An 11,601-nucleotide genomic window follows, 5' to 3' on the forward strand; every position below is an offset into this window, starting at 1 on the left:
CGCCCGCCGGGCGCTTGGTTCGTCCTGCTGGACGGTGCGGCGGAGCAGATCGATCTGCCGCCGAACCTGCGCGGCGTGATGCAGCATCTGCGCATCGGCCCCGCCGCGAAGGGTTATGACGATCCGTCCTATACGCATATCGAGGCCAGCTTCGAAGGTGTCGGGCTGCGGCCCTATGCGCCCTGCCATTTGCGCCACGTCGCGGGAACGGGCGGGACCACGCGACTGGAATGGATCAGGCGCACGCGGGTAGACGGCGACCCATGGGGCGTAGGCGAGGTGCCGCTGGGCGAGGAGAGCGAACAATATCTGTTGCAGGTTCTCAAGGATGGGAGCCTTTTGCGGGAAGAGAGCCTGAACGCGCCGTTCTGGGAGTATACGCAGCCGATGCGCGATGCGGACGGCGCTGGTGGCCTGTGTGAGGTAACGGTGCAGCAGGTCTCCGCCCGGTACGGGCCAGGCCCGGCGGCGCGGCTCGTTGCCGCTCTTTGATGCGGGCGGTGTTCTATAGTGATCTGATCGCGGCGGCCCGGGCACTGGGCGGTTGCCCGCCGGGGGACCGCCTGCGCCTTTGTCACCGCATGCTGCGCGAAGCCGACTGGGCGGACCGCTATGCCCGCAGGCTCGGCAAGGTGCATCCCCGCTGGGGCAACGGCACGCTTGCAGCGGCAGCGGGCCAGTATCCGCAGGCCCGGGCGGCGGCCGTCAACGAGGCGGATCACCTTGCCTGCCTGCTCGTGATCCTGCGCGCGCTGGAGGCAAAATCCGCCGCTTCCACTTGTCACGCCCGCCCCACTGCATAGGTTGAGAGGGAATCAACAGCCGTTTGCCTTTGATCGGGCGATGCGGCATGGGGTATACTGGCATCAGCAAGGGACGTGCGACATGGCCGAACTCAAGCCCAAACTGGCGGAAGTCGATCCCGTCTGGGACAGGATCACCGAAGAGGCGCAGACCGCTGTGGCCAAGGAGCCGCTGGTAGGCGGTTTCATCCACGCCTGCATCCTGCACCACAAATCCATCGAAAAGGCGCTGTCCTACCGGATTGCGGCAAAGCTTGCCTCCAACGAGATGTCGATGATGGTGGTGCGCGAGGTGGTCGAACAGGCCTATGAGGCGGAGCCGGACCTGCTTCAGGCCGCACGGGCGGACCTTGTGGCGATCTACGAACGCGACCCGGCCTGCCATCGCCTCTTGCAGCCGATCCTTTATTTCAAGGGGTATCAGGCGATACAGGCGTACCGGATCGGGCACCACCTGTGGACCCAGGGGCATTTCGATCTGGCCTATTTCTTCCAGATGCGCATCAGCGAGATCTTTGGGGTGGATATCCACCCGGCGGCGCGGATGGGCAAGGGCATCATGATCGACCACGCCCATTCCATCGTGATCGGCGAAACCGCTGTCGTGGGCGACAATGTCTCCATGCTGCATTCGGTGACGCTGGGCGGGACCGGCAAGGAAGAAGAGGACCGGCACCCCAAGATCGGGGATGGCGTGCTGATCGGCGCGGGGGCGAAAGTGCTGGGCAATATTTCCGTCGGGTATTGCAGCCGCATCGCGGCAGGCTCCGTCGTGCTGGAGGACGTGCCGCCCTGCAAGACCGTCGCGGGGATACCTGCCCGGATCGTGGGCGAGGCCGGCTGCGAGCAGCCTTCGGTTTCGATGAACCACATGCTGGGCCCGCACGAGACCTGATACACACCTTATTTGGTCAATTTTGCGCGGGCATGCCGCACAATACGGAGCGTTCCCGCGGGATAAATCCCCCGGGGAACAGACACGGGCCAGCTAGGGCTGTTCCTTTATCGTGCCCAACAGCCAGTCCCTGACCTGCAGGGAGGCATCAGATGCGGCTTGCCGGGGCATCAGCAGATAGAAATCCAGTTCGCCGGCAAGAACGCTGTCGATCGGTTGCACGAGCCGCCCGGCCTCCAGATCCCGTTGCACCAGAAAACGGCTGGCCAATGCGATGCCCTGACCGGCAAGTGCCGAGTCGAGCGTCAGTGTTGTCTGGTTGAACCGGAGGTCGCGCGCCGGTTCGACGGTACGCTTGAACGCCGTTTCGATGAATGCGGGCCAAAGATCGTGCGTATCATGCAGGAGCGTCATGCGGGAGAGTGACGCCCCATCGAGGGGCAGATCCTCTTCCGCCACCAGACCGGGCGCGCAGACTGCCACAACGTCCTGACGAAACAAGAGGTTTGCACGCAGGCTCGCGCCGAATGGTGGCCGCGCCTGACGGACCGCCATGTCGATCCCGTCGGCATGGAAGCTGGCGATCCGCTCCGTCGCGGTGATGCGCAGGTCGATCCCGGGGCAGGCTTCGGTAAACTCCGAAAGTCGAGGGATAAGCCATTTCGACGCGAATGTAGGGGTCACGCTGATCGTCACCCGGGAGGGGGCTGATCGAAGCGCCGCCGTCGCCTCCGACAGTTGAGCGAAAGCGCGTGAAACAGCGACATGGTAGGCGCGTCCTTCCTCTGTAAATGCCAAGCCGCGGGGTTCTCGCAGGAACAGGCGTAGGCCCAGATGATCTTCAAGGCCGCGCACTTGCTGCGCCACCGCCCCTTGGGTCACGCGCAAATCGTCTGCCGCCGCGCGGAAGGTCATGTACCTGCCCGCGGCCACGAATGCCCGCAGCCCGTTCAACGGCGGAAGGTCGGTTTCATCATTCACCATAGATTATCTACACTCAAACCTCAGTGCATCTGGCTGGTCGGATACACCCTATTCCATATATGTTGATGTATACAGTGATTTTACATCTCTTCCGCAAGCGAGGAATTATATCATGACAGCAGAAAAAGTAGCGATTATCACCGCAGGTGGCAGCGGGATGGGTGCGGGCGCGGCGAAACGCCTTGCCTCCGACGGCTTCCAGGTCGGCATCCTGTCGTCTTCCGGGAAGGGAGAGGCGTTGGCCAAGGACCTCGGCGGCTTTGGCGTCACCGGGTCGAACCAGTCGGCAGAGGATCTGGCGCAGCTTGTTGAGGGTGCGATGGACCGGTGGGGCCGCATCGATGTTCTGGTGAATTCTGCCGGGCATGGCCCCAAGGGCGATGTTCTCGAAATGACGGATGCGGATTGGCACGCAGGCCTCGACGTTTATCTTCTGAATGTGATCCGTCCTACGCGGCTCGTTACGCCGATCATGGCTGCCCAAGGCGGCGGTGCGATCATCAACATCTCGACCTTCGCGACCTTCGAGCCCGATCCGCTTTTTCCCACATCCGGCATCTTCCGGGCGGGGTTGGCCGGATTCACCAAGCTTTTCGCGGACAAGCATGCGGCGCAGAACATTCGCATGAACAATGTGCTGCCGGGGTTCATCGACAGCTTGCCGGAAACCGAAGAACGACGCGCCCGTATCCCCTTGGGTCGCTACGGCAGGGAAGCCGAAGTCTCATCGCTCATCGCGTGGCTTGCTTCAGAAGAGGGCGGTTACGTCACCGGCCAGAACTGGCGGATAGACGGAGGGCTGACGCGTGGCGTCTGAATGCACCAACCTTCGACCGCATAGCCAGACCGCATTTGTCGTGAAATGGGCGGCCTCTGTGATCCAGATGCTGGGCTATGCTGGTACCGGCTTCGGCTGGACGCCCTGGAACCTCTACCTGTTCCTTGCGGGCGTCCTTGGCTGGCTGGTCGTCGGGGTGCTCTGGAACGATAGGGCAATCATGCTGATCCACTTCGTCGCTCTTGGGGCGATGTTGTTGGGCATGGCCAGCCAATAACGCGCGCCCGGCGCATCCCCGCGCCGGGCAACTTCATGCAATGGGCCTTCCATGGCTGCGGGTCATACCCGCCGTCAGGCGAGCATGATCATCGGATTTTCGAGGTTGTCCTTGATCGCGTTGAGCAGCTCTGCCCCCAACGCGCCGTCGATCACACGGTGATCGACCGAAAGCGTGACGGACATCACCGTGGCCACCTTTACCTCGCCTGCGTCGTCCACCACCGGTTTGCGGACCCCGGCACCCACGGCGAGGATCGCACCATGGGGCGGATTGATCACCGCGTCGAAGTTTTCCACACCGAACATGCCCAGGTTGGAGATCGCGAAGCTGCCGCCCTGATATTCCTGCGGGGCGAGCTTGCGGTTGCGCGCGCGGGTGGCGAGGTCTTTCATCTCTGCCGAGAGGGCGGAGAGCGACTTGGCATCCGCATCGCGCAGGACGGGAGTGAAGAGCCCGCCTTCGATGGCCACGGCCACCGCCACGTCCGACGGGGTCAGCTTCAGGATGCGGTCGCCGGCCCAGACGGCGTTGGCCTCGGGCACCGATTGCAGGGCCAGCGCGCAGGCCTTGATGATGAAGTCGTTGACCGACAGTTTCACACCGCGCGCTTCGAGCTTCTTGTTCAGATCGCTGCGGAACGCCATGAGCGCGTCGAGCTGGATATCCCGGCGCAGATAGAAATGCGGGATCGATTGTTTCGCTTCCGTCAGGCGGCTGGCGATGGTCTTGCGCATCCCGTCGAGGCTCACTTCCTCGAAATCGCGGCCTTCGTACATCTTGATGATGGACTCGGCGGTCGGGCCTGCCTTTGCGGGTGCAACGACCGGGGCCGCCTTTTCGTCCGCCGCCTTGCCGCTGTCTTTCGCGGGCGCGCCTTCCTTGCGGGGTTCGGCATTTTCCACGTCGGACTTGACGATGCGCCCGTGCGGGCCGGAGCCTTCGATGTCCTTCAGGTCAAGCCCGCGGTCCGCCGCGATGCGCCGGGCGAGGGGGGAGGCGAAGATGCGTTCGCCCTTGTCCGCGGATTTGCCTTCGGAGCCGGAGGTGCCGCCACTGCCTTGCTTGGGTGTCGCGTCAGTTTCGCCGCGGCCGTATCCGGCGGTGGGTTCGGTCTTGTCGGATGCCCCTGCCGGTTCGGCATGGCTGGATTTGTCTGCGGCATCATCCTTGGGCTTCGCATCATCTCCGCCCGATGCGATGTCATCGGCGCTTTCGCCTTCTTCCAGCAGCACGGCGATGGGGGTGTTCACCTTCACGCCTTCGGTGCCTTCGGCCACGAGGATCTTGCCGACGGTGCCTTCATCCACGGCTTCGAATTCCATGGTGGCCTTGTCGGTCTCGATCTCCGCCAGCAGGTCGCCGGAGGATACGGTATCGCCTTCCTTCACCAGCCATTTGGCCAGCGTGCCTTCTTCCATGGTGGGGGAGAGGGCGGGCATGAGAATTTCGGTCGGCATCAGTCAGTCTCCTCTACCAGCACGCGGTCCCATGGGGCCTTGACCCAGCCGCCTTCGACGCGGGCGGTATAGGCCGCGAGGATTTGCGGCAGGTTGGCGCGCAACCATTCGAGGCGCGCGTCGGCGTCCGCCCCGGCCCCGGCTTCTTCCTGTACAAAATCCTCGGGCACCACGATGCGGTAGCGGGTGTCACCGCCCGGCCCGGCGAGGATGTAGGCTCCGCGATCGTCATCGAACTGGAATGCGGCACTCATTTATAGGTCACCTTCTTGACGGCCTCGATCACTTCGTCGGTCGTGACCAGCGCGTGTTTTTCGAGATTGGCGGCATAGGGCATGGGGACATCCTTGCCGGTGCAGTTGATCACCGGCGCGTCGAGGTAATCGAACGCTTCCTGCATGATCACCGAAGAGATGTAGTTGCCCACGGAGCCTTGGGGCCAGCCTTCTTCCACGGTCACGCAGCGGTTGGTCTTGCGGACGGATTTGAGGATGCTGTCCGTGTCCATCGGGCGCAGGGTGCGCAGGTCGATCACCTCGGCTTCGATCCCGTCTTCGGCCAGTTTGTCAGCCGCCTGCAGGGCATAGCTCATACCGATGCCGAAGCTGACGATGGTGACGTCCGAGCCTTCGCGCCAGATGCGCGCCTTGCCGAAGGGTACGGTGTAATCGTCGATCTCCGGCACGTCGAAGGACCGGCCATAGAGGATTTCGTTTTCAAGGAAGACCACCGGGTTGGGATCGCGGATCGCCGTTTTCATCAGGCCTTTGTAGTCCGATGCGGAATAGGGCATCGCGACCTTGAGGCCGGGGATCTGCATGTACCAGGCGGCATAATCTTGGCTGTGCTGGGCACCCACGCGGGCGGCGGCGCCGTTGGGGCCGCGGAAGACCATAGGCGCGCCCATCTGGCCGCCGGACATATAGAGCGTCTTGGCCGCGGAGTTGATGATCTGGTCGATGGCCTGCATGGCGAAGTTCCAGGTCATGAATTCGACGATGGGCTTGAGTCCGCCGAAAGCCGCGCCGACGCCGATACCGGCAAAGCCATGTTCGGTGATCGGCGTGTCGATCACGCGCTTGGCGCCGAATTCGTCCAGCAGGCCCTGGCTGATCTTGTAGGCGCCCTGATATTCGGCCACTTCCTCGCCCATCAGGAAGACATCTTCGTCGCGGCGCATTTCCTCGGCCATGGCATCGCGCAGGGCTTCGCGCACGGTCTGTTGCTTGAGCTTGGTGTCGGCGGGCCAGTCCGGGGTCTCGTCGGGCTTGGGGGCTTCGGGTTCGGGCTTTGAATGGCCCGCGGCAGGCTCGTCCTTGCCGCTGTCCTGCTTGGCCTGCTTCCCGTCGGAGGACTCATCGGTCTTTTTCGCATCTTCGTCAGAGGCGCCATTGCCCGACGCGGCGCTGTCGATGTCGTCGGCGCTTTCGCCTTCCTCGAGCAGCACGGCGATGGGGGTGTTCACCTTCACGCCCTCGGTGCCTTCGGCCACGAGGATCTTGCCGATGGTGCCTTCATCCACGGCCTCGAATTCCATCGTGGCCTTGTCGGTTTCGATCTCGGCCATGATATCGCCGGAGGATACGGTATCGCCTTCCTTCACCAGCCATTTGGCGAGGGTGCCTTCCTCCATCGTGGGGGAGAGGGCGGGCATGAGAATTTCGGTGGCCATATCAGTTGCCCTCCATAGAAGTGATCATTCCGACGACATTGCCCTGGCCGTCTTCCACATAGGCGCAGCGGCCCACGCCGGGATAGTCCACGGGCGGGAGCGCTTCGGCCCCGCCGTTTTCCAGTGCCCAGGCATAGGAGGCATCGCAATCCTCGACCGCAAAGGTCATGGTGCCGCCCCGGATCGCGGAACCCGCGGCAGGCGCGTCGCCCATGCGGGCCATGATGCCGGCGGTCACGCCCTTGTCCTGCCCGATATCGCGGCCTTCGATCAGGTGATAGCTTGCAGCTTCACCGCCCTTCATCGGCTCGAACCGCCAACCGAAGAGGCCGCCGTAAAAGCTTTTCGCGGCGTCCACGTCGGCCGCGTGAATCTCGAAATGCGGCATCAGGCGCTGGCCTCCTGTGGGGCGTCGCCTTCGGCGTAGATATCCGTCCAGAGTTCTTCCAGCGCGGGTTCGGGGCTGTCCTTGGCGAATTCGGCGCTTTCGTTGACGATCTTCTTGATTTCCTTGTCGATGGCTTTCAGATCGTCCTCGCTGGCGTGTTTGCCTTCCAGCAGCATGCTGCGCACCGCATCAATGGGGTCACGCTCATCACGCATCTTCTGGACCTCTTCGCGGGTGCGGTACTTGGCCGGGTCCGACATGGAATGGCCGCGATAGCGGTATGTCTTGATCTCGAGGATATAGGGCCCCTTGCCCGCGCGGCAGTGGGCCACGGCCTTTTCGCCCGCATCCTTCACGGCGAGCACATCCATCCCGTCGACCGCTTCGCCGGGGATGCCGAAGGCCTCGCCCCGGGTGTAGATATCGGGGGTGGAGGTGGAGCGTTTCTGCGAGGTTCCCATGGCGTACTGGTTGTTCTCGATCACGAAGATCACCGGCAGCTTCCACAGCGAGGCCATGTTGAACGTCTCATAGACCTGGCCCTGGTTGGCCGCACCGTCGCCGAAATAGGTAAAGGTGACGCGGTCGTTTTCGCGGTACTTGTCAGCAAAGGCGAGGCCCGCGCCCAGCGGCACGTTGGCGCCCACGATGCCATGACCGCCGTAAAAGCGTTTCTCTTTCGAGAACATGTGCATGGAGCCGCCCTTGCCCTTGGAATAGCCCCCTTCGCGCCCCGTCAGTTCGGCCATCACGCCGTTGGGGTCCATGCCGCAGGCCAGCATATGGCCGTGGTCGCGGTAGGTGGTGATGCGGCTGTCGCCTTCCTCTGCCGCGGCTTCCAGCCCGACGACGACCGCCTCCTGCCCGATATAGAGGTGGCAGAACCCGCCGATCAGGCCCATGCCGTAAAGCTGGCCTGCCTTTTCCTCGAAACGGCGTATCAGCAGCATGTCGCGGTAATATGCCTTCAATTCGTCGCCGGAGACATCATTCTTCCGGCTCGTTTTCTTGGCAGCCATCGGCGCCCTCCCTCTCGCTGCGCGATCGTCCGCAGATAGTTTAGCGTTAAACTATCATTTAACGGATTCGAGACAGGAAGGCGAGGGGGTTTGTCCGGACCGGGCGAAGATCAGTGAATTACGATCTCGTCCGTGCGCACCATGCCCAGCACCTTGCGGGCGCGTTCGTCCAGCAGGTCGAGGTCGAGGTAATTGTCGGACAACCGATGCGTCAGGTTTTCCATCCGCGCCACATCGGCCCGCACGGTTTCGAGTTGGGCGCGCAGGTTCTGCGTTTCGGCCAGAATCTCGGCCCGGCGGAACAGGCCGAAATCGCCCTGAACGGCGGCAAAGGTGAAATAGAGGCTGAGCGCGAAGGCGATCGCGAAGAAAATCAGGGTGCCGAACGCCGGCCGGGGGGAACGTGTCATGCTGTGCCTCTGTCGCCTCTTACCGGGCGTGGGGCGACTATGGCACAGCGAAATCGTCTTGTGAATCCCTTAACTTGACGCAGGGTCCGATGATCGGCGGGCCGCCGCGCAGGCTGGCCNGTCCCCTCAGTGATCGAGCGCGGCCACCCCGGGCAGGGTCTTGCCTTCCATCCATTCGAGGAAGGCGCCCCCGGCGGTCGAGATATAGGTGAAATCATCCGCCGCCCCCGCCTTGTTGAGTGCGGCAACCGTGTCACCACCCCCCGCCACGGAAACGAGCGTGCCTGCCCGGGTGCAGGCGGCGGCGCGCNGTGCCGCGGCGATGGTGGCGCCGTCGAACGGGGTGATCTCGAACGCGCCGAGGGGGCCGTTCCAGATGAGGGTTTTCAGCCCCTCGATGGCTTCCGCGATCTGCGTGATGCTCTCGGGCCCCGCGTCGAGCACCATCTGCCCGTCTTCCAGTTCGGTGTCGGGGGTCAGGTGCAGCACCTCATGCGGGGCATCTGCCGCGAATTCGCGTGCCACCAGCCCGTCCACCGGCAGGATCACCCGGCAGCCCGCGCTTTCGGCGCGGCTCAGGATATCGCGGGCGGTTTCGAAAAAGTCCGGCTCGCTGAGCGACGCGGCAAGCTGCGCGCCGCTGGCGGCGAGAAAGGTGTTGGCCATGCCGCCGCCGATGATCAGCACATCGAGTCGGGAGACCAGATTTTCCAGCAGTTCGATCTTGGTCGAGACCTTCGCCCCGCCGACGACAGCCCCCACGGGGCGCTGCGGATGCGACAGCGCCGACTCCAGCGCGGAAAGTTCGGCCTGCATCAACCGCCCGGCACAGGCGGGCAGCAGCCGGGCGACGGCCTCTGTCGAGGCATGGGCGCGATGGGCGGCGGAAAAGGCATCGTTGCAATAGATGTCACCCAGACCGGCCAGCCGGCGGGCGAGGCCCTCGTCATTGGTCGTCTCGCCGGGATGGAAGCGGATATTTTCCAGCAGCAGCACGTCGGCAGCGCGCGCCTCCTCGGTCGGGTTTTCGGCGGCGTCCAGCGTTTCCACCAGCACGACCTTGCGGCCCAGTGCATCGCGCAGCGCGGGCAGGACCTGCCCAAGGCTCATGTCGAGGTTCACCTTCCCCTTGGGCCGCCCGAAATGGGCCAGCAGGATCGGCTTGCCGCCGCGCGCGAGGATGTCATGAACGGTGGGCACGATGCGTTCGATCCGGGTGGCGTCCGACACCTTGCCGTTTTCCATCGGAACGTTGATGTCCACCCGCACGAGCACGCGCTTGCCCTGCAGTTCCATGTCGTCCAGCGTCTTCCAGCCCATCGCGTCGTCCTCTCCATCGTTTGGGCGTGTTTTGCCCCAAAGCGGCGGAAGGTCAATGCACGTGCTTGGCAATCGCTCCCAAGCCTCCTAGGTATCACGGCAACCCTAGTCAGAAGGAGACCGGCATGGCCGAGATCAAGGACCCCGAGAACACGATACTGATGGAGCTGAAGGGCGGCACCGTCACCATCCAGCTGCTGCCGGACGTGGCGCCGAAGCACGTGGAGCGCATGAAGGAACTGGCGCGCGCCGGTAAATACGACAACGTGGCCTTTCACCGCGTGATCGACGGTTTCATGGCCCAGACGGGCGATGTGGCCAATGGCAACATGGAAGAGGGTTTCAACCTGCGGGCCGCCGGAACGGGCGGTTCCGACCTGCCGAACCTGCCGGCTGAATTCTCCAAAGTGCCCCATGCGCGCGGCAGCCTCGGTGCGGCGCGGTCGGCCAATCCCGACAGTGCGAACAGCCAGTTCTTCATCAACTTCAAGGACAACGATTTCCTCAACGGTCAGTACACTGTCTACGGGCAGGTGATCGACGGGATGCAACATGTGGATGCCATCACCCGGGGCGAGCCGCCTGCGGATCCTGACCGCATGATCAGCGTGAAGGTGGCCGCCGATGCGTAATCTTCTCACCTCCGCTGCCGTCACGCTCGCCCTGACCGGGGCGGCCTTCGCTACCGAGATGCAGATCGAGGTTGCGGGCGAAGCCGAGGGCACGATCACCGTCGATCTGCTTGAGGACGTGGCCCCCCAGCATGTCGAACGGTTGACCACGCTGGCACGCGAAGGCGCCTATGACGGCGTTGTGTTCCACCGCGTGATCGACGGCTTCATGGCCCAGACCGGCGATGTGCAATTCGGCCGTCAGGACGGCGACACCGCCCGCGCTGGCATGGGCGGCTCCGAAATGCCGAATCTCGCCGCCGAGTTTTCCGACATTCCCTTTGACCGGGGTGTCGTGGGCATGGCGCGCAGCCAGGATCCCGACAGCGCCAACAGCCAGTTCTTCATCATGTTCGACGAAGGGCATTTCCTGAACGGCCAATACACGGTGGTCGGTCGCGTGACCGAGGGGCTCGATGTGCTGGACGCGATCAAGCGCGGCACCGGGGCCAATGGCGCGGTCGTGGGCGAACCCGACCGGATGGAGAGCGTCACCATCACGGAATGACGCGGGTCATTCACCTTTGCGTGGGGCGGGCTGACAGACCCGCCCCCGCTGCGGCAGACTTGAGGGATGATCAGATCCCTCGCCCTTGCGCTCCCGCTCCTTTGTGCGCCGCTGCTGGCCGCCGCCAATCCCGATTTCTGGAAATCGGAATGGCCGCGCACTGATTTTTCCAAGACCAGTGTCGAAAGCTGGACCGAGATCATATCGGGCGGTCCTGGCAAGGACGGGATACCGGCGCTCGATGATCCGCAGTTCATCGAAGCCTCCGCCGAGACGCGGATCGGCCCACGTGAGCCTGTCATCACCGTCGCGATGGACGGCGCGCGCGCCCGCGCGTACCCGATCCGCTATCTGACATGGCATGAAATCGTCAACGATACGGTGGCGGGTATTCCCGTCGCCGTCACCTTTTGCCC

15 protein-coding genes and 1 pseudogene are annotated in these 11,601 nt (G+C 63.6%); 8 read left to right on the forward strand and 8 right to left on the reverse strand.

Annotated elements, in window-relative coordinates:
* The 3 genes and pseudogenes from A3764_RS25190 to cysE all read left to right on the forward strand — a co-directional run.
* A pseudogene (locus tag A3764_RS25190) lies at positions 1-492 on the forward strand (baseplate multidomain protein megatron); the annotation flags it as partial.
* 8 nt (positions 493-500) lie between these two features.
* Positions 501-803 (forward strand): DUF7742 family protein, encoded by a 303-nt coding sequence (locus tag A3764_RS12970; protein WP_150120657.1) that lies wholly within the window; start codon positions 501-503, stop codon positions 801-803.
* Positions 804-885: 82 nt separating this feature from the next.
* Complete coding sequence (cysE, locus tag A3764_RS12975) at positions 886-1,698, forward strand: serine O-acetyltransferase (RefSeq protein WP_067920962.1); 813 nt, start codon at positions 886-888, stop codon at positions 1,696-1,698.
* A gap of 93 nt (positions 1,699-1,791) precedes the next feature.
* Here cysE and A3764_RS12980 read toward each other — a convergent pair whose 3' ends face one another.
* Positions 1,792-2,679 (reverse strand): LysR substrate-binding domain-containing protein, encoded by an 888-nt coding sequence (locus A3764_RS12980; RefSeq protein WP_443069041.1) that lies wholly within the window; start codon positions 2,677-2,679, stop codon positions 1,792-1,794.
* A gap of 115 nt (positions 2,680-2,794) precedes the next feature.
* Between A3764_RS12980 and A3764_RS12985 the strand changes: the two genes are divergently transcribed.
* Both A3764_RS12985 and A3764_RS12990 read left to right on the forward strand, forming a co-directional pair.
* A complete protein-coding gene (locus A3764_RS12985) occupies positions 2,795-3,499 on the forward strand; it encodes an SDR family oxidoreductase (RefSeq protein WP_067920958.1) in 705 nt (234 codons plus the stop codon).
* A complete protein-coding gene (locus A3764_RS12990; protein WP_067920956.1) occupies positions 3,489-3,737 on the forward strand; it encodes a DUF6552 family protein in 249 nt (82 codons plus the stop codon). The genes A3764_RS12985 and A3764_RS12990 overlap by 11 nt, the downstream gene beginning before the upstream one ends.
* A 74-nt stretch (positions 3,738-3,811) precedes the next feature.
* On the opposite strand, the gene A3764_RS12995 is transcribed toward A3764_RS12990, so the two are convergent.
* From A3764_RS12995 to A3764_RS13025, 7 genes are all read right to left on the reverse strand, one after another.
* Positions 3,812-5,197 (reverse strand): pyruvate dehydrogenase complex dihydrolipoamide acetyltransferase, encoded by a 1,386-nt coding sequence (locus A3764_RS12995; protein ID WP_067920954.1) that lies wholly within the window; start codon positions 5,195-5,197, stop codon positions 3,812-3,814.
* Positions 5,197-5,451 carry a hypothetical protein gene (locus tag A3764_RS13000; protein WP_067920952.1) on the reverse strand — a complete coding sequence of 85 codons (255 nt, stop codon included), beginning with the start codon at positions 5,449-5,451 and terminating at the stop codon, positions 5,197-5,199. Before A3764_RS13000 ends, A3764_RS12995 begins: the two co-directional genes overlap by 1 nt.
* On the reverse strand, positions 5,448-6,869 hold the full coding sequence (locus A3764_RS13005) for a pyruvate dehydrogenase complex E1 component subunit beta (protein ID WP_067920950.1): 1,422 nt from the start codon (positions 6,867-6,869) through the stop codon (positions 5,448-5,450). Before A3764_RS13005 ends, A3764_RS13000 begins: the two co-directional genes overlap by 4 nt.
* Position 6,870: 1 nt before the next feature.
* Positions 6,871-7,257 carry a VOC family protein gene (locus A3764_RS13010; protein WP_067920948.1) on the reverse strand — a complete coding sequence of 129 codons (387 nt, stop codon included), beginning with the start codon at positions 7,255-7,257 and terminating at the stop codon, positions 6,871-6,873.
* On the reverse strand, positions 7,257-8,276 hold the full coding sequence (gene pdhA / locus A3764_RS13015) for a pyruvate dehydrogenase (acetyl-transferring) E1 component subunit alpha (protein WP_067951650.1): 1,020 nt from the start codon (positions 8,274-8,276) through the stop codon (positions 7,257-7,259). Before pdhA ends, A3764_RS13010 begins: the two co-directional genes overlap by 1 nt.
* Before the next feature lie 110 nt (positions 8,277-8,386).
* Positions 8,387-8,686, reverse strand: coding sequence for an FtsB family cell division protein (locus A3764_RS13020; protein ID WP_067922898.1), 300 nt, complete (start codon positions 8,684-8,686; stop codon positions 8,387-8,389).
* A 126-nt stretch (positions 8,687-8,812) separates the two neighbouring features.
* Positions 8,813-10,006: a phosphoglycerate kinase gene (locus tag A3764_RS13025; RefSeq protein WP_067951651.1), complete on the reverse strand. Its 1,194-nt coding sequence runs from the start codon at positions 10,004-10,006 to the stop codon at positions 8,813-8,815.
* 125 nt (positions 10,007-10,131) lie between these two features.
* On the opposite strand from A3764_RS13025, the gene A3764_RS13030 reads away from it, so the two are divergent.
* The 3 genes from A3764_RS13030 to A3764_RS13040 form a co-directional block, all read left to right on the forward strand.
* Positions 10,132-10,638 (forward strand): peptidylprolyl isomerase, encoded by a 507-nt coding sequence (locus A3764_RS13030; RefSeq protein ID WP_067922892.1) that lies wholly within the window; start codon positions 10,132-10,134, stop codon positions 10,636-10,638.
* Positions 10,631-11,185, forward strand: coding sequence for a peptidylprolyl isomerase (locus A3764_RS13035; RefSeq protein WP_067922889.1), 555 nt, complete (start codon positions 10,631-10,633; stop codon positions 11,183-11,185). Before A3764_RS13030 ends, A3764_RS13035 begins: the two co-directional genes overlap by 8 nt.
* A gap of 66 nt (positions 11,186-11,251) precedes the next feature.
* The coding region (locus A3764_RS13040; protein ID WP_150122172.1) for a DUF3179 domain-containing (seleno)protein at positions 11,252-11,601 on the forward strand (350 nt) is incomplete at its 3' end.

It is taken from the genome of Sulfitobacter sp. HI0129 (assembly GCF_001635395.1).
Taxonomy (GTDB): domain Bacteria; phylum Pseudomonadota; class Alphaproteobacteria; order Rhodobacterales; family Rhodobacteraceae; genus Sulfitobacter.